Here is a 21,159-nt window from a genome sequence, read left to right as displayed (position 1 = left end):
TAGCGGCTAAAATCTCCAGCCGTTTCGCTCCCTCGGACGAGGCAAAAAGCGCCTCTNNAACTAATAATCAGTGGGGGTGGAAAAAACCCCCACTGATTAAAGTTTTACTTTATAGGCAAACGCACATACAAAGTGATAGTTGTCCTACATATTTTATTAAGGAAAATTAATTTTTAAGTACGGAGGGAGTGGAGCAAGTCATGTGGGGATATGGATACCCTAGCAGTTGTTGCGGATACGGTGGCTATGGCGGCGGAGGTTGCGGTACAGGTTCTGGATTTGCGTTAATAGTTGTATTGTTTATTTTACTAATCATTATTGGGGCAAGTTGCGTACGTTAATTACCAATAAAGAGCGTCATGCTGAACTGGTTAATAATCGTTAATCGGTTCTTTCTTTTTATTTAAATGTTTAAATATCAGTTGAACACGAGGTATTATGATATTGTACACAAAAGAACAAATGAAGAAGTTGCAGTGGGGGATTCGCTGTTGCATATGTACTTGGGAATTTGAAATTACATTGAATGTAAGCATGTGTAAGGTTACATAGGATTGTATTTATCCAGTATTAGAAAAAAATACAAAAAAACATCTTCCTGGCTTTTCTTAAGTAAATGGTACAGAAAGGGCAGGAAGAAAAATGGTTTATACTTTCATCAAATATGTCTATTAATTGTGTATACGCTGTTCTGTACTGATATCGAAAAAGTGGGCTTTCGCTAAACTAAAAGCTAGCGGAAGTTTATCGCTCGCTTTAATTTCTGAACGAGCGTTGATTCGTGCAACAAAGTTTTGACTCGCAAGTTTTCCATGAATCATCGTTTCAGCACCTAATAATTCAGCGACTTCAACTGTAATTTCGACGGTTGATTCAGGAGAAGATTGAAGAACAATTGGTTCATCATGAATGTCTTCAGGACGAATACCGAGTATAATTTCTTTTCCATTATATCCTTGTTTCTTTAATGTTTTTAGTTGACCATCTGGTACTTTAAAATGAATATCTTCGATGTGAAAATATTCATCTTTTAATGTTCCAGTAAAGAAATTCATAGCTGGAGAACCAATGAACCCACCAACAAAAATGTTTTCAGGAGCATCATATACTTCTTTTGGAGTACCAACTTGCTGGATAAGCCCATCTTTCATAACAACAAGGCGAGAAGCCATTGTCATTGCCTCTGTTTGATCATGTGTCACATATATAGTGGTCGTGTTTAAACGGCGATGAAGTTTAGAAATTTCAGAACGCATACTTACGCGCAATTTTGCGTCTAAATTGGATAGAGGCTCGTCCATTAAAAACACTTTTGCGTCACGAACGATAGCTCTTCCTAGCGCAACACGTTGGCGTTGTCCACCTGATAATGCCTTTGGTTTTCGTTTTAAGTAATCTTCAAGTCCTAAAATTTTTGCAGCCTCTGTTACGCGGCGATTAATTTCCTCTTTTGGAAGTTTGCGTAGTTTTAAACCAAACGCCATATTATCATAAACAGACATATGTGGATATAGTGCGTAATTTTGAAATACCATCGCAATGTCACGATCTTTTGGAGCAACATCATTCATACGTTCTCCATCAATATAAAATGAGCCATCAGAAATATCTTCTAGACCTGCAATCATACGGAGAGTCGTTGATTTCCCGCAGCCAGAAGGACCAACAAAGACGATAAACTCCTTATCTTCAATATGTAAATTAAAATCAGAAACAGCAGTCGTTTTATTATCATAAACTTTAAAAATATGATCTAATACAAGTTCTGCCAAGATTACTCACTCCTTTTTTTTTGAATTAATTGAATTATAAGTTTTTTTAGGGCGCAGGTAAATTGGCAGGTTGCACAAAAAAATGAGAGGTTTTTATGCAAGTTTACGAGATGTCTAAAGAAAGGAATGCCATGTAAACTGTTACAGCGCCTTCAAATGTTTTTATATTAATTCCCGTTTTTTCAATAAACTTGTCAATTCGATATTGCAAAGTATTACGATGTAAATATAATTGTTTTGCTGCAAGTGAGACATTTAAATTGCATTGGAAGAATACTTTCACACTGTCTATTAATTCTTTGTCATTTGAAATATGTGCTAATAATTGATTCGTGTACTTCTCTCTTTCTTCTTTCGGTAATGAGATTATTAATTGATAAGGAAGTAGTTGTTCAATGTGTATAATTTTTTTGAATAAATAGGGAGAAAGGAAAGAAAATAATTTTCGCTCCCATTGATACAGTTGAGCAATTTCATCTGTTTGCATGTAGTGCTTTCCAATAAAAAAGGTTAGAGATATAAAAAAATCTGTTTCTAATGTATCAAGGGCTGTTTGTAATGTATATTCCGATATATTTTCTTCTAAGATGAGAACGCCAGTTTGTGAAGTTTCCCATATTGTTGTAGTGGTGAAAGAAAACATAGACTGTAAAGCATCTTGAAATTCTTCTCGCTCAACTATCGGTTGCGTTGTGAAGAAGTGTAAAAAACGAATCGACACGATAGACATGTTTTTATTTTTATATAATGCTTCATACCACAATTTTTCTTTTTCCGTTTCATAAAATGTATCGGTATGAATGGGCGTTAAGATGGATGAAAGTAATTGCCGTTCCCTTTGATGTAAGCGAGATTTTCGAATTCCCACTTTGTTTCCTTCAACTAAAAACCAGTTATAATCTTCAGATAACACGACTTCATTGATCTTTATATCTTTCCCATAATATGTTTTTAATTGTTGAATCATCGGAACACTCCTTTTTATATGAATTAGGCTTCATTTTTGGCTATTCGTTAGTGCAGAAGAAGTTTGTTAAAGTATAAATGATATTTTTGGAAAAAACAGAAAAATTCATTTAAGAAGAAAAAGTTGTAATTGTATACTTCATAACAACTAGTAATGATAACATGATATATAAATAATATATCATGAAGAGGAATGCAGTGGTGATGGAAAAGGATGTTACGAGCGAAGTACATCAATGTCTGCACTTATTTGCCGATATAAAGAAGCATCCCAGTTGCAAGAAATAGATAGAGGCAGAAATAAACGAATTCTTATCTAAAACATCAATTGAAATACGAGGGCTTACGCTTACCATACAATAGAAAAAGTGAACCTATTGCAGTGGGATAAACTATATATAATAGAAGGAAAAAGATTTTATTGGAGAATACGGTTGGTATTTTAATTGTTGCATTAACTGAAATATACGACATGGCAGCCCACGTTACAAAATAGATGCGGCAATGTTGCCTCACATTAAAATAGTTCTTCTACGATAAAAAGTTAGAAGAACTATTTTAATTCCGCCATGAAGGGATAAGTGGCCATGGTTTGAAGATTTTACAAAAAATCAATTTGAAGCATTATGTTATGTGATGGAAAATCCCCATTAGCACACATTACCCCGATGTTGGAAAGCTTGAAGGTAAAACCAGAGTTGTCGTTGTTTGAGTTGGTGGAGAAAGCAGTGCTTGGACTAGTTAATAAGAAAGGGGACGAGAAAGAAAAAACTCCTTTATGATGCTAAAGGAGTTTGTAAGCTATGTTATGTTCATTGTTTGAATGAGGCTAGGATTCCAATCGTTGCGAAGTGCTTGCTGAGAACGCCATAAATTCGCTAATAATCTTGGCATCATTTGTTTAGAGGGGACAATATCATGAATTACATAATAAATAAAATATTGTAAATACAATGTTGAGACAACTGGAATATGAATATTTTCGTAATAGTATTTGTTCTCTGTTACCGTTGCGAATGAATGAGTTTCGGCACCAGCAATAAAACGTGTTTCTAAGCTATTATATGTATTTCTTATATAATGCAATGTTGCTGCAATTTGCGGATCATCTGCACCATCGACAAACGCAATCCTTGCTTGCTCTAATGAAGAAATACTTTGTAAATCATCAACGTAGATTGCAGTATGAGCGAATGCTTTATCAAAGCCATTTTCAAGCGATTTAAAATTTTCTTGCTGCAACCTTTGCTGTAATGGAGATGTTACGTGGGAATGTTTCATATATTCAGGAATGAATGTTTGTCTCGCGAGTTTGGCTTCCGAAAGTGTACTAACAGTGAATGATGTAAAGTAAAACCAATTATTACAATCGTCTTTTACAAGCATACATAAATATGGATGAGAATGTTTTATATAAGTTGAAAATCGTTTATGTGTATCAAAATTATAGTTTTCCTCATTTTGAATGATGTAATTATTATTGAGTAACGGTTCAAATATTGGCACAGTAACAGTTATGTGAAAAACTTGTGTTGGCAAGGTGACTCAATCCCTTTCATTATAGTATGTAGTCAAATGATAAACAAAATTGAGCCTATCCGTCAATGAAAGGGAAATTTAGTAAGAAAACAGGGATAGGAAAATGGACCCTCCTATGATCACTCAATCATAGGAGGGTTCTTTTTTTAGATTTTGTCTAATTTTGTCGGAAAGTATGACAAGCAAACCAAATAAATAGGAAGGAAATTGACGGGAGTTTCGTCGAAGTTTACACAATGTCAGCAATTACGTAAAGCTGATAGTATGGTAAGAAAATAATGAGTTAGTATGTTTTTTAGGTTTATTTTTTTATAGAGGGGAGGATCCTTTTAGAGGGGGAAAGGGTTAAGCCTTTCGTTATATATCTGAATTTTCATTTTTTATTTTAGTTTTTAGCACTCATTTGTATATTTTATAATAGTTTTTTGATAAATTCACTGCGCCTGCAGAGGATTCTTTTTTATGAAAGAAACGTCAATTTTCTTCATATATATATACAAATTGGAGAAATGGGGGAGCGCTATGCGCGATTACTTAATTAAGCCACTTGTTGGTCAGCCGTATCCAATGATTTCACATGGAAAAGGTGTGTATTTGTATGATCAAAATGGTAATAAATATTTTGATGGTTCGTCAGGAGCGATTACGGCAGGTATCGGACATGGCGTAGTAGAGATTGCGGAAGTGATTAAAAAGCAGGCAGAGGAGATTGCTTTTGTGTATCGCTCACAGTTTACGAGTGAGCCAGCTGAGAAATTAGCAAAGAAGTTAAGTGATTTAAGTGTAGGAGATTTGAACTGGAGTTTTTTCGTGAACAGTGGTACGGAAGCGAATGAAACGGCGATGAAAATTGCGATTCAGCATTTTCAAGAGCGCGGTATTCAAGGGAAACATAAAATTTTGTCACGCTGGATGAGTTATCACGGTATTACAATGGGGGCTTTATCAATGTCAGGGCATCCACTTCGCCGTCAGCGATTTGTATCGATTTTAGAAGATTATCCAACTGTACCTGCGCCGTATTGTTTCCGTTGCCCAGTGCAGAAGGTATATCCAACGTGTCAGCTTTCTTGTGCGACTGAGCTAGAACGTGCAATTGAACGGATTGGTGCAGAACATATTGCAGCTTTTATAGCGGAACCGATTATTGGTGCGGCAGGCGGTGCGATTGTACCACCGAAAGAATATTATAAAGTGATTAAAGATATTTGCAGTCATTATGATATTTTATTTATTGCGGATGAAGTTATGACAGGTCTTGGACGTACTGGTGCTTGGTTTGCGATGGAGCACTGGGGTGTGGAGCCGGACATCATGACGCTAGGAAAGGGATTAGGTGCTGGTTATACACCGATGGCCGCAGCTGTTGTGAGTGATCGTGTGATGGAGCCGATTTTACGAGGATCGCGTTCCGTTATGAGCGGGCATACGCTGAGCGCAAATCCATTGTCAGCGGCGACAGCGTTAGCGGTTATTGAATATATGGAGAAACATAACTTACCTGAGAAAACAGCGGAAAAAGGGGAGTATTTAATAAAAGGATTACAAAAAATTCAACAACAATCGACAATTATTGCTGATGTGCGCGGAAAAGGATTCTTGATTGGTGTAGAATTGCAATCGTTTACAAAGGCGTCTGAACTCATTTCAGTCGCGGCGAAAAACGGACTTCTTTTATATCAAGCTGTATCAGGGCAGGCGGGAAAAGAGGATAGTGCGCTGCTTGTTGCACCGCCGATGACAACTACATATTCCGAGTTGGATGAATTACTTGAGATTTTTGCGAAAAGTGTGGAAGAGATGATGCAAAAAGGAGGGCACAGTGTCGTATGACAACCATTACAAATACATTTGGAAAATTAAAAGAAATTGACGATGTTATGTCGTTATTTCATGATGATATGACGTTAATGTTTGGAGGATTTGGTGGGATTGGCTCTCCTCCTTCATTAATACAGGCGATTGTAGAAAAAGGAATTACCAATTTACATTTAATCGGAAATGATACAGGGTTTCCAGATGTAGGAATCGGCCGCCTTGTAACGAAAGAACGGGTGAAATCACTAATTACTTCACATATTGGTTCAAACCCAAATGCAGGCAGACAGTTAAATGAAGGACGATTACAGATTGAGTTTTCACCTCAAGGGACGCTAGCAGAAAGGATGCGCGCTGGTGGTGTTGGGCTTGGCGGAGTTCTTGTCGATGTCGGCGTAGATACAATTGTGGAGGAAGGAAAGCGAACAATTGAAATGAACGGAAAAACATATTTAGTGGAAACGGCTTTAACTGCAGAAGTATCGATTGTATATGCGAAAAAGGCGGATCCGTTTGGAAATCTTGTGTTTGATAAAAGCGCCCGTAATATGAATCCACTTGTGGCGATGGCTGGAAATATTACAATTGTTGAGGCTGAAGAAATCGTACCACTTGGAAGTTTAGATCCTGAAGAAATTATTGTTCCAGGGGTTTTTGTAGATTATATCGTGCCGTCGGAAGGAGTGAATTGGAAATGGGTATGGGAGTAGAAGTGAGAGATAAGATTGCAAGACGGGCTGCGAAAGAGATTCAAAATGGAATGATTGTGAATTTAGGAATTGGTATCCCTTCTCTTGTACCTAACCATTTGCCAGAGGATATACATGTTATGTTCCAGGCGGAAAATGGTATTGTTGGAATGGGACCGACGCCAAGTAAAGGAAATGAAGATGAAAACTTGTGTAATGCGGCTGGGTTACCGACTTCACTCATTACCGGAGCAAGTTATTTTGATAGCTGTACAGCATTTGGCATGATTCGAAAAGGGTTGCTTGATGTAACAATACTTGGTTCACTGCAAGTGAGTGAAAACGGTGATTTAGCAAATTGGATTGTTCCGGGGAAACGTGTTCCTGGTATTGGCGGAGCGATGGATTTAGCGCAAAAAGCAAAGCGGGTTGTTGTTGTGATGAATCACGTTGATAAGTATGGAAATGCAAAAGTTGTTTCAGAATGCACGCTTCCATTAACGTCGAAAAGGTGCGTGGATTTAATTATTACAGATATGGCTGTAATGGAAGTTACTTCTGAAGGGTTAGTACTGCAAGAGTTAATGAGTCCTTATACAGTAGAGGATGTAAAACAAAATACTGAGGCATCTTTTCATGTGAGTTCTAATTTACTTGTGATTGAATGAGAGGAGCTAACAAATATGGAGCAATTAAAAAAACAAGTATGTGATTATATTGAAAGTCATGAAGGGGAAAGTGTAAAGTTTCTAAAACGATTAATTCAAGAAAAAAGTGTATCTGGAGACGAGAGCGGCGCGCAAGCAATTGTCATTGAAAAACTACGTGAATTAGGTTTAGATCTCGATATTTGGGAGCCTTCTTTTACAAAAATGAAAGATCATCCGTATTTTGTTTCTCCAAGAATGAATTTTTCAGATAGCCCAAATATCGTTGCGACGTTAAAAGGAAGCGGCGACGGAAAATCAATGATTTTAAATGGACATATTGATGTTGTACCAGAAGGTGACGTGAATCAGTGGGAACACCATCCATATAGTGGTGAAAAAGTAGGCAACCGCATATATGGTCGTGGAACAACGGATATGAAGGGCGGAAATGTGGCTCTTATGTTGGCAATGGAAGCAATTGTAGAACTGGGTATTGAGTTAAAAGGAGATGTTTATTTTCAAAGCGTAATAGAAGAAGAGAGCGGCGGAGCGGGTACTTTAGCAGCAATTTTACGAGGGTATAAGGCAGATGGGGTTATTATTCCAGAACCTACAAATATGAAATTCTTTCCGAAGCAACAAGGTTCTATGTGGTTTCGTCTACATGTAAAAGGAAAGGCAGCCCATGGCGGGACTCGTTATGAAGGAGTTAGTGCGATTGAAAAAAGCATGTTTGTCATTGAGCATTTGAGACAATTAGAACAGAAAAGGAATGAAAGAATTACAGACCCGTTATATAAAGAAATTCCAATCCCTGTTCCAATCAATGTTGGGAAAATTGAAGGTGGTAGCTGGCCAAGTTCTGTACCAGATGCATTGATTTTAGAAGGAAGATGCGGAGTTGCGCCGAATGAAACTATGGAGGCGGTAAAAGAAGAGTTTGAAAATTGGATAGGGCAATTAAAGAATGTAAATCCTTGGTTCGAAGAATATCCAGTAGAAGTAGAATGGTTTGGAGCAAGATGGGTCCCAGGTGAATTGGATGAGGAGCATGAACTTATTACAACGCTTCAAGATAATTTTGTTCAAATTGAAGGAAGAAGCCCAATTATTGAAGCATCACCATGGGGGACAGATGGTGGTTTGTTCACACAAATCGCAGAAATCCCAACTATTGTATTCGGACCAGGTGAGACAAAAGTAGCACACTATCCAAATGAATATATTGAAGTGGATAAAATGATTGCCGCAGCAAAAATTATTGCATGTACATTACTAGACTGGTGTGAGGTGAAAAGATGAAATATTATGAATCATTCAGAGAACAGACAAACTACTATACTGTAGAAGGGGTGCTGGATTATTTTAATAAACGTATTCGAGTAGATCATTATACAGGAAATGTAGAAAGCCTTACGCAAAAAATAGAAGAGTTAGCAGAGAAGCATTCTTTCACTAAATGCATTATAAAAGGAAAGGGAGAGCATGTTTCGACGTGGCTCTCTTTTGGCTTTTTATTAGAAGCGACGATTCCGCATTATTTTCAAGGGCATGATGCCTACTTTTTTGTAAAATATCGTGATGATGAAAGACGAAATAGTGTCCAGTGGATTGATGAGGACCGCATTATAGATGGTGTGAGAGAAAAGGAAGTGAAGGAGAAGCAAGTTCCTGAGAAATTTGTATTGCGAAAAGCGACAGAAGCAGACGCAGAAGAACTAGCAAGTGTGTTCGGAAAAGTGTTTGAAATTTATCCGACGCCGTTAAATGAAGCAGACTATGTTGCTCAGACGATGAAAGAAGATACAATTTATTATGTGTATGAATCAGAAGGGCGTATTATTAGCACTGCTTCAGCAGAAATGAATGTAAAAGAGGGTAATGCAGAATTAACGAATTGTGCAACGTTACCTGAATATCGAAAACACGGATTTATGAAAAGTTTACTTATTAAGTTAGAAGAAGAACTACAAGAGAGAGCAATTTTTTGTTCTTACACAATTGCTCGTTCACTTTCGTTTGGCATGAATGCAGCTTTTCATCAGCTAGGATATACGTACACAGGAAGGTTAGCAAACAATTGCTACATTTTTGATAAATTAGAAGATATGAATGTATGGGTGAAAGATTTATCCCGCATGAATAGGTAGTAAGATCTTCACTTGAAAGTTTAGAATACTTGATTGTTGTGGGCTAATAATCAGTGGAGATGGAGTCCCCACTGATTAAAGTTGTACTTTATTACTTGTTGGCGAGAAAGTAATGATATGAAATAAATAGAAAAATAGAACAGAATCACAATGCTTATAATCGCACGCAGGGATGCCGAAAATTCGGCATATAATTTGCTGAATTTTTGGCAAAAGGGGGGATGACAATGCTAGCAGTTTCGACACAAGAAGTCATTGAGGCGATTTTGAGCAGTATTGATGAAGCGATTCATGCAGTGGATGAGGATGGTATTACAATTTTTTATAATACAGTTGCTGCAAAACATGATGGGTCAAAGATTGAGAATGTATTAGGAAAGCACTTATTAGAAGCATTTCCGTCCTTATCAAGAGAAACGAGTACACTTATGAAAGTTTTAGATACAAAAAAGCCGATTTTACATCAAGTGCAGCGGTATCAAAATTTAAATGGTGAAGATATATGTACTGTAAATACGACATTACCTATTTTTATAGAGGATAAAATTGCAGGCGCTGTTGAGATTGCAAAAGATTACTCGACAGTTCAAAAACTAACAGATACGATTGTCGATTTACAATCGAAAATGAAACGTTCTTCTAAGAAAAAGGTAACAAAGAAGCACGTTGCTTTTAATACAATCGTGACAGAAGATTTTCGCTTTAAACAAACAAAAGATTTAGCGCAAAAGGTTGCCCCAACAGATGCAAATGTTTTGATTTATGGGGAGACAGGGACAGGAAAAGAATTATTCGTACAGGCGATTCATGAAGCTTCAAAACGTAAAAATAAACCGTTTATTGCTCAAAACTGTGCAGCTCTTCCAGAATCGCTTTTAGAAAGTTTATTATTTGGAACAACAAAAGGTAGTTATACAGGTGCGATTGAACGTGCGGGGTTATTTGAACTTGCAGATGAGGGAACTTTGTTTTTAGATGAATTAAATTCGATGCCCCTTGATTTACAAGCAAAGATGCTTCGAGCGTTAGAAGATGGAGTGATTCGGCGCATCGGTGATAGTAAGACGAGAAAAGTTAATGTACGCGTCATTACGGCGATGAATCAACCTCCAGAGATATGTTTACGTGAAAATAAAATTCGAACGGATTTATATTATCGCTTAAATGTATTTTCGCTATATATTCCACCGCTTCGTGAACGAAAAGAAGACGTATTATTGTTAGCGTCGTATTTTTTACACGATTATAATAAAGAATATAAAAAAGAGGTACTTCATATTGATAATGAGACGAAAGAAAGATTACTAGCATACCATTGGCCTGGAAATGTAAGAGAGTTGAAGCATACGATTGAACACGCTGTAATTATTGCAGAAGGAGGTTCATTAACGGTTAGTTGTTTACCACGAACATTTCGAAAAGAGGTAGCTGCAAAGAAAAAGAAGAAAAGTATCCTTCCATTACGTGAGGCGCTTTATCAAACAGAAAAAGAATTGATTGATCAAGCGCTAACAGAAACAGAAGGGAATATTTTGCAAGCTGCTAAATTACTAGGTATTCCAAGACAAACATTGCAGTATAAATTAAATAAATATGATAAAACCGCCGAATAATCGGCGGTTTTTGTGTGTTTGCACCAATAAAAGAGCGTTTACATATACAGAAAGTAATGAATATTATATTGAAAAGAGCGCCATTTAAAATTTAGAAAAAATATTTTTCCTTAATATAATAGGGGATTTCTCGTTTAAATTTATTGAAAATTTAGAATTGGCATAAAAATTGCTTATATAAATGGTGAGCGTAAAAAAAGGGGGAATAGCAATGTTACATGATGTATACAAACCAAATCGTCACTGGAAAGATATCGAGTTATGGAAAGATGTTACAGAAGAGCAATGGAATGATTGGGTTTGGCAATTAACAAATACGATTAAAACATTAGATGATTTAAAGAAAGTAATCAATTTAACACCAGAAGAAGAAGAAGGTGTTAAAATTTCAACAAAAACGATTCCGTTAAATATTACACCGTACTATGCTTCTCTTATGAATCCTGATGATCCACGCTGTCCGATTCGGATGCAATCTGTACCGATTTCGGAAGAATTATATAAAACAAAATATGATTTAGAAGATCCACTTCATGAAGATGAAGATTCACCAGTTCCAGGTTTAACACATCGTTATCCAGATCGTGTTTTATTTCTAGTAACAAATCAATGTTCTATGTATTGTCGTTACTGTACACGTCGTCGTTTTAGTGGACAAATTGGAATGGGTGTTCCGAAAAAACAACTAGATGATGCGATTGCATATATTAGTCAAACGCCACAAGTACGTGATGTATTAATTTCTGGCGGTGATGGTCTTCTTATTAATGATAAAATTTTAGAGTACGTATTAAAGAACTTACGAGCAATTCCGCATGTGGAAATTATCCGTATCGGAACGAGAGCACCAGTTGTATTCCCACAACGTATTACAGAAAATTTATGTAATATTATTAAAAAATATCACCCAGTATGGTTAAATACACATTTTAATACTTCAATTGAAATTACAGAAGAGTCAAAACTAGCATGTGAAATGCTTGCAAATGCAGGTGTTCCAATAGGGAACCAAGCAGTTATTTTAGCTGGAATTAACGACAGTGTACCAATTATGAAAAAGCTAATGCATGACTTAGTAAAAATTCGTGTTCGTCCGTATTATATTTATCAATGTGATTTATCAGAAGGTATCGGTCACTTCCGTGCTCCAGTTTCCAAAGGATTAGAAATTATTGAGGGGTTACGTGGTCATACTTCTGGTTACGCGGTTCCGACGTTCGTTGTTGATGCTCCAGGTGGAGGCGGGAAAATTGCCCTTCAGCCAAACTATTTAATTTCACAAAGTGCAGATAAAGTTGTACTCCGTAACTTTGAAGGAGTTATTACAACATATCCAGAACCAGAAAATTATGTACCAGGAAGAGCGGAAGGTTACTTTAAAGAGATTTATCCAACATATGAAGAGAAACGTTCAGATATTGGTGTAGCTGGATTGATGAGTGATAAGAAATTCAATCTTGTTCCAGATGACTTGCAGCGCATGAATCGCCGTAAAGATTATGAAACAAGTGACGAACATGCTTCTTTAAAAGATAAGCGTGATAAGCGTGATCAGTTAAAAGATAAAAAATATCAAGCGCAAATGGCGAAATTAGAAGAGAATAAAAAAGCTGAGGGTGACGCAGTATGAATTGTATGTGGTGCGACAGTACAGAAGCGAAAGAAAGTCTGAATACTGTATATTGGGAATTGCCAGATGGTACAAAAGCCATTGAAATTCAAAAGACACCATGTATTTCATGTTCATCATGTGGAATGGATTATCAATCTGATCATGTTGTAAAAGAAATAGAAGATCAATTGTTTTTAATTTATACAAAAGATTTACCGAAACAATTAACATATGAAGAACTAATGGAACGTCCACGTTTACTAAAGAGAAATTATTTTGACTTTTAACCAAAAAACCAGCGATTATGCTGGTTTTTTTCTATTCTCCCTTGTATAATGTACCCAAGTTAGAAAGGTAGGGAATATGTTTGAAAAAGTCATTTTATCACTATATGATGAAGCACCGTGCGTCTTTAATTAATAATGAAGTATCGAATTTAGCTGAAGCTATGTATGATGATTTAAGTTTTCCGAAGCAATCAGAAGATTACGATGAAATTAGCTCGTATTTAGAATTAAGTGGATTACTAGACAGCATGTCTATTTTTGATGAGGCGTGGGGGTTATACATACAGGAAAGATAGTAATCAAACAAAATATATCGATATTGGTACATCACTTTATAGAAAGTGATGTATTTTTTATTGGAAAAATTTTTGAATATAAGCTTATGTGGTAAGCGTTTTTTCCTCGTTTGCATATACTGTTATCAAAATCACGACTTTAAAAAGGAGAGATAGAGATGGCACGAAAAAAACAACCTAAATATAATGTGGGAGATATAGTCGTGATTACGCTATATGGAACTGTTGGTAAAATTACAAATATGAAAATATTAGATGGTGTTTATGTATATGAAGTTAATAATCATGATGGATTTTATGTGGAACAAACACTTCAACATGTCACGGAACAAGAAATGAAAAAAGGTGAAACAGAATGGATTGAATTGCGTTATCATTTTACATTCGGTGACCTAGTGCAAGTTACGGGATATGATAAAGATGTCTTTCGGATTGTTGGGTTTCGCACAGAGGTGTGGCGGTATAAAAATGATGCTTGGGAAGATACAATATATGAATTATCGAGAATTACAGATGGTGAATGGTTAGAGGCTGATGAATCAGATTTAACTTTGCTTGCAAATGCGCAAACTGCTAATGCAATCTTGAAAAAACTAAAACAAGATAAAGCAGGGATGAATAAATTAGATTTAGGGAAATTGAAGTCGATTAACAATACGAAAAAAGTGAGTATTAAAACAAGTAGACAAGAGATTATTGATGGATTGTTAGATATCTATAATGACTATCAATTACTATATGAAACATTTCAAGATGAAGAATATAAAATTGTTATGGATGTCGTTCATAATTATTTAGTTAAATTAACAGAGAAAAAATAGTTAGAAATTAAGAAGGAACTGAATGAAAATATATGCAGTGTAAGGTATACCTACAATTGTTAAAAAAATAATAAGCCCTTTAATGACAGAGTCTGCCCACTTATCTTCATGCACGAACTCTTCTTTTCTTTGCTCTACTTCATATTGGTAGTCCATTTTTTATTTCCCCCTTCAAATAGCTTGTACTACAATCGTATGCTAGGAACCGAAGTGATATGACAGACAAGCATGATATGGAAAAGAAAATCTATTTTTATTATCTTGTATACATAATTTTGAAATTTCTTCATAAAACAGAAATAAAGGAGTGATGCTCATGAAGGAAATTGAAGTCGTAATTGATACGGAAGAAATTGCGGAGTTTTTTTATGAGCAACTAATTGAGAGAGGGTATGTCCCTAAGCGAGAAGAGATTGAAGATCTTGCTGATATTACATTTGAGTACTTATTAGAAAAATGTATGATTGATGAAGTATTTGATGAAGAGGAAGGTTGAAAGTAACGGCGGGATCTACTCGTCGTTTTTTACACTTTAAGATGCTTTCTTTACAAACTTGTCACAAACATAAAGGATGATTATTGGTATAATAAAAAGAAATTTCAAATAAGAGGTGAAGGGATGTTCAAAAAAATTATTGATTCTTTACTAGGAAAGAAAAATAGATATCGTTCCTACTCAAGTAGTGATTATCGTCATAGAGGTCGCTCTTATTCAAGTAGCGATTATAACAAGAGAAGAAATTCTCATGGTTATGGACATCAGCACTATAAAAGAAAACGTAAAAGTCATAGTTTTTTCTCAAGTAGTTGATGAAATGGCGTAATGTACTTGCTTGGTTCGATAAGCCGCTGCGCAATGATACCATTGTTACGCAGCGTTATAAAATTGAATCAGTAATTGGAATGGGCAGCTATGGCTTTACATATATCGTTTATGATTTGAAAACGAAAGAAAAAAAGGTTTTGAAACAATTAAGACAGAGTAAGCAAAGGTATATGTCAGGTAGAAAATCATTTGCACAGGAGCAAGTAATTTTAAAACAGCTAGATCATCCGGCAATACCAATGTTATATGATAGTTTTATATGGAAAAAACAGCCGTTTTTTGTAATGGAATACATGCCGGGGAAGAATTTTGAAGACTTTATTTTCAAAGATGGACATGTATATGAAGAGGGTGAAGTTTTTCAAATTTTATATAAGGTACTTGAGCTTGTTTCTTATTTTCATAGTAAAGGTATTGTTCATCGAGACTTACGAACTCCCAACATTTTAATGAAAGATGGCCAAATTAGCATAATTGATTTTGGGTTAGCTAGATTTATAGGAGAAATCGATGAACGAGCATCGACCTATGAAGGAGAACAAGCATGTATGCGGGAGGTCCACTATCGCAGTGATTTTTATGCACTAGGCCATTTTGTATTGTTTTTATTGTATTCTGGCTATGAGTCTACTGTACAAGAAGAAAGACCATGGCATGAAGAATTACAGTTAGCGAAAGAAAACCGTGATATTATTATGCGAATGTTACGGATGAAGACGCCATATTATGAAGGCGTACAAGATATTAGAAAAGATGTCCAGCATACACTAGAAAGGATGGGGGATATATGTTTCAAAAGTTTTTAGCAAGCGTTGGAATAGGAAGTGCGAAAGTCGATACAGTTCTTGAGAAAGAAGAGTATGTAGTAGGAGAAGAAATTGTAGGTGTGGTTCATATTACAGGCGGATCAGTTGAGCAACAAGTTGAAAGCATTTACTTAACGTTAACAACGTCGTATGTACGAGAAATGGATGATAAAAAAGTAAGCGCTACATTTGATTTAGAGCGAGTACGTTTAACGGATCCTATTACGATACCTCCAAATGAAAAAGTAGAAATTCCATTTTCATTCCCAATGCCAATTGAAGCGCCACTTACATTTGGAATGAAAAATGTTTGGGTTCATACAGGTTTGGATATTAAGCGAAGTATTGATCCGAGTGATCGTGATTACATTCAAGTGTTGCCGAATGCATTATTAAACAGTGTTTTAGATAGTGTAAAACAATTAGGATTTAGACTTCGTCAAGCAGAGTGCGAAGAGTTACCACGCTATTTACGTACGAATATTCCATTCGCGCAAGAATTTGAGTTTGTGCCGGTTTCAGGGCAACATTATGGGAAATTAGATGAATTAGAATTATTGATTTTACCACGTGCGTATGATCGATTGGATATCGTTATGGAAGTAGACAGAAAAGCTCGCGGATTAGCAGGGTTATTTTCAGAAGCATTAGACTTAGATGAAAGAGTTGTTCGCTTTACTGTAACGCTTGAAGATATTCCTGGTATGCAGCAAAAAATTAACAATTATATTTCTTAATAAATCATGCATAAAAAAGAAATGGAGAGGAAAACTAAAACAACCGCTCCATTTCTTTTTTATTTTTATATAGTGAGGTTATGTATGTGAAACGATCTCGGCATGTATACTTGTTAAGTACGTTACTCATTTGTTTTGTCGGATTATCACTTTCGTATCATACCACTTGTGTAGAGAGATTTGATGATGTTATTTCCGGGTTTATTCAAAGTTTTCGGAACGAGTATTTGACAGCTTATTTTACATGGATGTCTTATATTGGTTCAAAAAAAATATATTTTCCACTACTAATTATAGTTGCAATGTACTTTCTCATTCGAAAAAAGTTGTTAGGTGCGTTACTTTTAATCATTAATTATTATGGATCTCGCTACTTAAACAACCTTTTTAAATTATGGTACGAACGTCCAAGACCAGATGTGTCGCAGCTTGTCACAGCTACAGGTTATAGCTTTCCAAGCGGACATACGATGAATGCTACAGCATTTTTAGGATTTATCGCTTATGTAACAATCACAGAGCATCGCATTACACTGCATAGAAAGCTGTTGATTATTTTTATTACATGTTTCGTTATATTTTCTATTTCCGTTAGCCGTGTATATCTTGGAGTTCATTATCCATCTGATATATTAGCGGGCTGGGCAGCGGGTGGAAGTTGGCTTGTTTTATGTATTATGTTCCATGAAGCATTCATCAAAAAAGAACCTATGTCATCATAGGTTCTTTTTGCATAGGTTCAACATGAATATGGGTATGTAAAATCCCATATTTTTGTTCTAACATTTCTTCAATTTTATCAGTAATATGATGGCTTTTACTCACGTCCATGTGAGCATCTACTTCAATTGTAATATCTACATACGTTTGGTTTCCATACATACGTGCACGAATATCAACAATATGTTCCACCCCGGAAACAAGTTTGACAGCTTGTGAATATTCCTCCATTTTATCTGGATCAATGCCATCAGTTAACATATGAGAAGCTTCTACAAAGATGTCCCATGCAGTTTTGCAAATGATAAAACCAACGACTAGGGCCGCAATTGGATCAAGAATAGGCATGCGGAACTGAGAAGCGACAATACCGATAACCGTACCGATACTAACGAGAGCATCAGATAAATTATCTTTCGCTGCGGCTTCTAGTGCTTTGCTTTTTGTACGCTGTGCAATTTTATTGTTATATTTGTACACGATGTACATGACGACAGCGCAAAATAAAGCAACCCAGGCTGCAAGCATACTTGGTGTGTTTTTTTGCGGATTAAAAAATGATTGGATCGCACTCACAATAACTTCCAAGCCGACCGTTGCCATAATAAAGGAAGCAACAAGTGAAGCAATTTGCTCTGCGCGTGAATGACCATATGGATGGTCAGGATCACGAGGTTTTCGAGAAATTTTCAAACCGATTAATACAGCTAAAGAAGCACCAATATCCGTTAAATTATTTAAACCGTCTGCACGTAATGCACTGGAAAGAGCAATATAGCTTATTATGATTTTCAGTGATGATAAAAATATGTAGGCGATAATACTGACAATAGCTCCTTTATCAGCTTCTTTATTAGAAAGTGAATTCATAACGATCACTCACCTTTCTGTTAAGAATTTCTTTCTAGTAATAGAGTATCAAACGAAACTCGTGTGGGTCTATACAAACATTGTTGACGTTTTATAGCTTTTTAAGTAAGGGATAACAAAGTTTCGCAAAGGAAAAATATGTTACGAAGTACAAAGTGATTAAAATTGTATGGAATTCATTTATATCTTGGAGACGCAGGGGAGCAAAGTGTCATCATGTATATTGGTCATGAAGAAACAGCATATTATACTTCTGCCGAAATGACCAAACAATTACGAAAAATAATCATCAAAAACGAATAAAAAAGTGCCTCTGAAAAAAATATATCTCAGAGGCACTTTTTCTATTTTAGTACGCTTCTAAAAACTCAGTCACTTGCTCTTCTGTTTTTGCATTTGCGCTATGTAAATGACCAAGTTTTTCACCATTTTGATACACTAATAAGCTAGGGATTCCCATCACTTGATACTCTTCTGCAATACTTGGGAACTCATCTTTATTAATAGAATACCATTCAAATTTGTTGAACTCTTCCATTACATCAACGATAAAATTGTCCATACGAACGCAATCTGGGCACCATGTAGTGAAGAATTTAACTACTACTGGCTCCTCGCTTGCGATAATGTCTTTGAATTCCTTTTCAGACTTGATTTCTTTCATGTTTGATTGCTCCTTTTTCATTCGTTATATTTGTTGTTTTTTAGGCGGTGTTTTTGCTAGAAAACGAAAACTTCTAACAAATTTCTAACGAGAGTTGTCCTTTTTGAATAATTCGTTCGCAAATTGATCCACCGCAATTTCTTGAAGGCCTGGTACAACATGCGAGTAGGTGTCTAATGTGATACCTACTCTTTTATGTCCTAATCGCTCACTCGTAATTTTTGGATGAATGTCTCGTTTCAACATTAACGTTGCATGAGTGTGTCTTAAATTATGGAAGCGAATATCAGGAACCTCACTTTTCTTTATAAGCTTTTTCCAGAGCTGTGTCAAACTTCTGAAATTGCAAGGATTTCCGTTAAAGGTAGGGCAGACTAAAGCAAAATCATTATACTCACTTCCATAACGTTCTTTTTCTTCTTTTATACGTTTATATTGTTCTTTGAGAGCATGTATTGTAATCTCTGATATAACGATTAAACGTTTATCTGAAGAAGTCTTAGTTTCATGAAATTCATTTGTGATATGAGAAAGGGAATGGTTGACTGACAATGTTCTTCTTTCGAAATCGATATCCTTCCATTGAAGACATAATATTTCTCCTTTACGCATACCGCAGGTGATTGCAAGAAGATATGCAATATAATATCGACCTTCTTTAACGTGTTCTAAAAAATGAAGAACTTCTTCCTCAGTCCATGTATTTACTGTTTTAGCATCAGCTGTTGGTGGACTAATTACATCAGTAACAGTCTTTTTTGCGATTTCGTGATGTACAGCATAAGCAAGAGCTGTTCTAACGATTTGTTGAATACTTCGAACTGTGACAGGTTTCATAGATTCAGGTAAATCACCATAGCACTTTTGAAGACTTATACCTTTTCAGTACTCTTTTTGTTTTAACCAATTAGAGATTTGAGTAAATTCAATTCATAGATCAAGAGGGAAGATTTCGTTTCACTTTTAAAATTTTTTATTTAAAGGAGATGATTATTAGATAAGAAAGTTTTAGGTATACAAGTTGAGAAATATTTTTAGAATATTGAAATAAATTATAGATTAATATATAATAAAAGTAAGAATTGGAAAAGGGGGAATTTAATATGATGCTACATGAAGTCTTAGAGGGATACAAAAATGGTCAATTTAAAGAAGGCGATGTATTCCAGTATCGAAATAACCCTAAAGTGAAGGCGACATTGAAAGCAGGAAGCATGGTTTGGGATGAGGACAAATTACCTGTGAGCTGCAAAGATATTTTCCAAGATGTATGGACAAATCAAGAACAAGAAATTTATATTTAATATAACTATTTAAAGAAAAGAGAGACAATCGTCTCTCTTTTTATTTTGAAATCGTATCGATATATTATCAAAAACTTTTCTTATCACTTTCGGTGATTTTTGTAGGTATTTCTTGGGGGAATGGGATACAACATTGAAAATCTTAGTTGCGATGGCAGTCAAACGGGTGGCTAAATCTTGGAGGCGATCAGTGGATTAAATATGATCCATCATATATTCGTTATACGGGGGCAAATTATCTGTATTCTTCCAAGCATTTAAAACAAATGCACAAACAATCTCGTTCAAAAGATGAATCAGAAGCGATATGGATGTACATGCAGAACCATGAAATCGATGATTATGAATACAAAAAATACGATACAAGAAAAATGGAGAGAAGAGACGAATCATTCCAGATGTAAAGTATCGTGATGATCTGGTAAATAAAATCTTTAACAATCACAGTTGCATTCATTGTAATATTCATCGCATGAATTGTTTTTATAAAAATATTGATGAGAAATTCAAGGTGACCGTCACACTTACTATTGGAAACATTAAAAATTCACGACTTCTATGATTACGAAGTGCATATATATAGTCATAATGTATTTTGAAAGTCCAGCTTATGCGATGGATCGCAGATGGAACAAGATACAATATCGTAAGTTAGACATCGAAGAAAATAAGGATGAAAAACAAATACAGAAGGGTGAGAAGGAAATGAAGAATACTATAACCCAAGAAGATATTAATGACATTCTAGAAAAGACCCGATGGACAGTGGAAGAATTTCATGGCAAATGTACAGTAGTGATTGCTAAGTTGCCAAATGGATTTATTTTGACCGAATCCAGTGCATGTTTAGCTCCTACTAATTACGATGTGAATATTGGAATTAAATGTTGCAAAGACCGTATTATTGATAAAATTTGGGAGTTAGAAGAATATAGGTTGCAATGTGAATTAGTTAAGTAAGTTAGGACAGATGAACTGTCCTTCTAATTTTCAATCTTTTTAGTGAATCATAGACGTAT

General features: G+C 35.5%; 26 protein-coding genes. 19 read left to right on the top strand and 7 right to left on the bottom strand.

Going from position 1 to position 21,159, the window contains the following annotated elements:
- Positions 1–200: 200 nt before the first annotated feature.
- Positions 201–341, top strand: a complete 141-nt coding sequence (locus CN373_RS07870) for a YjcZ family sporulation protein (RefSeq protein WP_000264592.1) — start codon at positions 201–203, stop codon at positions 339–341.
- 330 nt (positions 342–671) lie between these two features.
- Here the strand turns inward: CN373_RS07870 and CN373_RS07865 are convergent, their stop codons facing one another.
- The 3 genes from CN373_RS07865 to CN373_RS07855 all read right to left on the bottom strand — a co-directional run bounded on the left by CN373_RS07865 (position 672) and on the right by CN373_RS07855 (position 4,277).
- Positions 672–1,772, bottom strand: coding sequence for an ABC transporter ATP-binding protein (locus tag CN373_RS07865; RefSeq protein ID WP_098359042.1), 1,101 nt, complete (start codon positions 1,770–1,772; stop codon positions 672–674).
- Between the two features lie 103 nt (positions 1,773–1,875).
- Positions 1,876–2,739 carry a PucR family transcriptional regulator gene (locus CN373_RS07860; RefSeq protein ID WP_000615943.1) on the bottom strand — a complete coding sequence of 288 codons (864 nt, stop codon included), beginning with the start codon at positions 2,737–2,739 and terminating at the stop codon, positions 1,876–1,878.
- Positions 2,740–3,539: 800 nt separating this feature from the next.
- Positions 3,540–4,277: a hypothetical protein gene (locus tag CN373_RS07855; RefSeq protein WP_098359041.1), complete on the bottom strand. Its 738-nt coding sequence runs from the start codon at positions 4,275–4,277 to the stop codon at positions 3,540–3,542.
- Positions 4,278–4,799: 522 nt separating this feature from the next.
- Here CN373_RS07855 and CN373_RS07850 point away from each other — a divergent pair.
- The 10 genes from CN373_RS07850 (at position 4,800) to CN373_RS07805 (ending at position 14,213) form a co-directional block, all read left to right on the top strand.
- Positions 4,800–6,110, top strand: coding sequence for an aspartate aminotransferase family protein (locus tag CN373_RS07850; RefSeq protein WP_098359040.1), 1,311 nt, complete (start codon positions 4,800–4,802; stop codon positions 6,108–6,110).
- Positions 6,107–6,805 carry a CoA transferase subunit A gene (locus CN373_RS07845; protein WP_000208099.1) on the top strand — a complete coding sequence of 233 codons (699 nt, stop codon included), beginning with the start codon at positions 6,107–6,109 and terminating at the stop codon, positions 6,803–6,805. Before CN373_RS07850 ends, CN373_RS07845 begins: the two co-directional genes overlap by 4 nt.
- The gene (locus CN373_RS07840) at positions 6,790–7,452 is read left to right on the top strand and encodes a CoA transferase subunit B (protein ID WP_000525289.1); all 663 of its coding nucleotides are present in this window, start codon (positions 6,790–6,792) and stop codon (positions 7,450–7,452) included. Before CN373_RS07845 ends, CN373_RS07840 begins: the two co-directional genes overlap by 16 nt.
- Before the next feature lie 15 nt (positions 7,453–7,467).
- Positions 7,468–8,736 carry a peptidase gene (locus tag CN373_RS07835; protein ID WP_000436707.1) on the top strand — a complete coding sequence of 423 codons (1,269 nt, stop codon included), beginning with the start codon at positions 7,468–7,470 and terminating at the stop codon, positions 8,734–8,736.
- Positions 8,733–9,584, top strand: a complete 852-nt coding sequence (gene ablB / locus CN373_RS07830; protein WP_000878625.1) for a putative beta-lysine N-acetyltransferase — start codon at positions 8,733–8,735, stop codon at positions 9,582–9,584. Before CN373_RS07835 ends, ablB begins: the two co-directional genes overlap by 4 nt.
- A 221-nt stretch (positions 9,585–9,805) precedes the next feature.
- Entirely contained in the window at positions 9,806–11,197 is a 1,392-nt protein-coding gene (locus tag CN373_RS07825; RefSeq protein ID WP_079999494.1) for a sigma-54 interaction domain-containing protein, read from the top strand.
- Between the two features lie 211 nt (positions 11,198–11,408).
- Positions 11,409–12,827 (top strand): lysine 2,3-aminomutase, encoded by a 1,419-nt coding sequence (ablA, locus tag CN373_RS07820; RefSeq protein ID WP_000902140.1) that lies wholly within the window; start codon positions 11,409–11,411, stop codon positions 12,825–12,827.
- Entirely contained in the window at positions 12,824–13,096 is a 273-nt protein-coding gene (locus CN373_RS07815; RefSeq protein ID WP_000995767.1) for a YokU family protein, read from the top strand. Before ablA ends, CN373_RS07815 begins: the two co-directional genes overlap by 4 nt.
- A gap of 80 nt (positions 13,097–13,176) precedes the next feature.
- Positions 13,177–13,392 carry a YozE family protein gene (locus CN373_RS07810; protein ID WP_098359039.1) on the top strand — a complete coding sequence of 72 codons (216 nt, stop codon included), beginning with the start codon at positions 13,177–13,179 and terminating at the stop codon, positions 13,390–13,392.
- 158 nt (positions 13,393–13,550) lie between these two features.
- Entirely contained in the window at positions 13,551–14,213 is a 663-nt protein-coding gene (locus tag CN373_RS07805; RefSeq protein WP_000101492.1) for a hypothetical protein, read from the top strand.
- Here CN373_RS07805 and CN373_RS07800 read toward each other — a convergent pair whose 3' ends face one another.
- Positions 14,214–14,369 (bottom strand): DUF3930 family protein, encoded by a 156-nt coding sequence (locus tag CN373_RS07800; RefSeq protein ID WP_000386451.1) that lies wholly within the window; start codon positions 14,367–14,369, stop codon positions 14,214–14,216.
- A 160-nt stretch (positions 14,370–14,529) separates the two neighbouring features.
- Here CN373_RS07800 and CN373_RS07795 point away from each other — a divergent pair, with 160 nt between their 5' ends.
- The 5 genes from CN373_RS07795 (at position 14,530) to CN373_RS07775 (ending at position 17,304) form a co-directional block, all read left to right on the top strand.
- Positions 14,530–14,709, top strand: a complete 180-nt coding sequence (locus CN373_RS07795) for a YozD family protein (protein WP_018782183.1) — start codon at positions 14,530–14,532, stop codon at positions 14,707–14,709.
- Positions 14,710–14,832: 123 nt separating this feature from the next.
- Complete coding sequence (locus CN373_RS07790) at positions 14,833–15,024, top strand: hypothetical protein (RefSeq protein ID WP_033664089.1); 192 nt, start codon at positions 14,833–14,835, stop codon at positions 15,022–15,024.
- On the top strand, positions 15,024–15,845 hold the full coding sequence (locus CN373_RS07785; RefSeq protein ID WP_000872026.1) for a serine/threonine protein kinase: 822 nt from the start codon (positions 15,024–15,026) through the stop codon (positions 15,843–15,845). Before CN373_RS07790 ends, CN373_RS07785 begins: the two co-directional genes overlap by 1 nt.
- Entirely contained in the window at positions 15,827–16,582 is a 756-nt protein-coding gene (locus tag CN373_RS07780) for a sporulation protein (RefSeq protein ID WP_098359038.1), read from the top strand. Before CN373_RS07785 ends, CN373_RS07780 begins: the two co-directional genes overlap by 19 nt.
- Positions 16,583–16,668: 86 nt before the next feature.
- Positions 16,669–17,304 (top strand): phosphatase PAP2 family protein, encoded by a 636-nt coding sequence (locus CN373_RS07775; protein ID WP_111901922.1) that lies wholly within the window; start codon positions 16,669–16,671, stop codon positions 17,302–17,304.
- Here the strand turns inward: CN373_RS07775 and CN373_RS07770 are convergent.
- The 3 genes from CN373_RS07770 to CN373_RS07760 all read right to left on the bottom strand — a co-directional run bounded on the left by CN373_RS07770 (position 17,291) and on the right by CN373_RS07760 (position 19,574).
- Positions 17,291–18,172: a cation diffusion facilitator family transporter gene (locus CN373_RS07770; RefSeq protein WP_001087272.1), complete on the bottom strand. Its 882-nt coding sequence runs from the start codon at positions 18,170–18,172 to the stop codon at positions 17,291–17,293. The two genes, CN373_RS07775 and CN373_RS07770, sit on opposite strands and share 14 nt — an antisense overlap.
- A 349-nt stretch (positions 18,173–18,521) precedes the next feature.
- Positions 18,522–18,836, bottom strand: a complete 315-nt coding sequence (locus tag CN373_RS07765; RefSeq protein WP_000658772.1) for a thioredoxin family protein — start codon at positions 18,834–18,836, stop codon at positions 18,522–18,524.
- Positions 18,837–18,920: 84 nt separating this feature from the next.
- A complete protein-coding gene (locus tag CN373_RS07760) occupies positions 18,921–19,574 on the bottom strand; it encodes a site-specific integrase (RefSeq protein WP_111901924.1) in 654 nt (217 codons plus the stop codon).
- Between the two features lie 365 nt (positions 19,575–19,939).
- Between CN373_RS07760 and CN373_RS07755 the strand changes: the two genes are divergently transcribed.
- The 3 genes from CN373_RS07755 to CN373_RS07745 all read left to right on the top strand — a co-directional run bounded on the left by CN373_RS07755 (position 19,940) and on the right by CN373_RS07745 (position 21,100).
- Positions 19,940–20,140 (top strand): hypothetical protein, encoded by a 201-nt coding sequence (locus CN373_RS07755; RefSeq protein ID WP_000979157.1) that lies wholly within the window; start codon positions 19,940–19,942, stop codon positions 20,138–20,140.
- A gap of 146 nt (positions 20,141–20,286) precedes the next feature.
- Positions 20,287–20,544 (top strand): hypothetical protein, encoded by a 258-nt coding sequence (locus CN373_RS07750; protein ID WP_001267529.1) that lies wholly within the window; start codon positions 20,287–20,289, stop codon positions 20,542–20,544.
- A gap of 301 nt (positions 20,545–20,845) precedes the next feature.
- Entirely contained in the window at positions 20,846–21,100 is a 255-nt protein-coding gene (locus CN373_RS07745; protein ID WP_033664691.1) for a Gp49 family protein, read from the top strand.
- The last annotated feature ends 59 nt before the right edge of the window (positions 21,101–21,159 follow it).

Origin of the sequence: Bacillus cereus (assembly GCF_002561295.1) — a bacterium.
Lineage (GTDB): Bacteria > Bacillota > Bacilli > Bacillales > Bacillaceae_G > Bacillus_A > Bacillus_A cereus_S.
Note: the sequence above shows the minus strand (reverse complement) of the source record. Positions and strands in the feature narration are given on the sequence as shown.

Coding starts and splice junctions, on each gene's coding strand:
- CN373_RS07805 (WP_000101492.1), top strand. CDS start 13,551: ATGGCACGAAAAAAACAACCTAAATATAATGTGGGAGATATAGTCGTG.
- CN373_RS07800 (WP_000386451.1), bottom strand. CDS start 14,369: ATGGACTACCAATATGAAGTAGAGCAAAGAAAAGAAGAGTTCGTGCAT.
- CN373_RS07825 (WP_079999494.1), top strand. CDS start 9,806: ATGACAATGCTAGCAGTTTCGACACAAGAAGTCATTGAGGCGATTTTG.
- CN373_RS07745 (WP_033664691.1), top strand. CDS start 20,846: ATGAAGAATACTATAACCCAAGAAGATATTAATGACATTCTAGAAAAG.
- CN373_RS07755 (WP_000979157.1), top strand. CDS start 19,940: ATGATGCTACATGAAGTCTTAGAGGGATACAAAAATGGTCAATTTAAA.
- CN373_RS07870 (WP_000264592.1), top strand. CDS start 201: ATGTGGGGATATGGATACCCTAGCAGTTGTTGCGGATACGGTGGCTAT.
- CN373_RS07790 (WP_033664089.1), top strand. CDS start 14,833: ATGTTCAAAAAAATTATTGATTCTTTACTAGGAAAGAAAAATAGATAT.
- CN373_RS07795 (WP_018782183.1), top strand. CDS start 14,530: ATGAAGGAAATTGAAGTCGTAATTGATACGGAAGAAATTGCGGAGTTT.
- CN373_RS07780 (WP_098359038.1), top strand. CDS start 15,827: ATGTTTCAAAAGTTTTTAGCAAGCGTTGGAATAGGAAGTGCGAAAGTC.
- ablB (WP_000878625.1), top strand. CDS start 8,733: ATGAAATATTATGAATCATTCAGAGAACAGACAAACTACTATACTGTA.
- ablA (WP_000902140.1), top strand. CDS start 11,409: ATGTTACATGATGTATACAAACCAAATCGTCACTGGAAAGATATCGAG.
- CN373_RS07785 (WP_000872026.1), top strand. CDS start 15,024: ATGAAATGGCGTAATGTACTTGCTTGGTTCGATAAGCCGCTGCGCAAT.
- CN373_RS07815 (WP_000995767.1), top strand. CDS start 12,824: ATGAATTGTATGTGGTGCGACAGTACAGAAGCGAAAGAAAGTCTGAAT.
- CN373_RS07845 (WP_000208099.1), top strand. CDS start 6,107: ATGACAACCATTACAAATACATTTGGAAAATTAAAAGAAATTGACGAT.
- CN373_RS07835 (WP_000436707.1), top strand. CDS start 7,468: ATGGAGCAATTAAAAAAACAAGTATGTGATTATATTGAAAGTCATGAA.
- CN373_RS07770 (WP_001087272.1), bottom strand. CDS start 18,172: ATGAATTCACTTTCTAATAAAGAAGCTGATAAAGGAGCTATTGTCAGT.
- CN373_RS07860 (WP_000615943.1), bottom strand. CDS start 2,739: ATGATTCAACAATTAAAAACATATTATGGGAAAGATATAAAGATCAAT.
- CN373_RS07765 (WP_000658772.1), bottom strand. CDS start 18,836: ATGAAAGAAATCAAGTCTGAAAAGGAATTCAAAGACATTATCGCAAGC.
- CN373_RS07840 (WP_000525289.1), top strand. CDS start 6,790: ATGGGTATGGGAGTAGAAGTGAGAGATAAGATTGCAAGACGGGCTGCG.
- CN373_RS07850 (WP_098359040.1), top strand. CDS start 4,800: ATGCGCGATTACTTAATTAAGCCACTTGTTGGTCAGCCGTATCCAATG.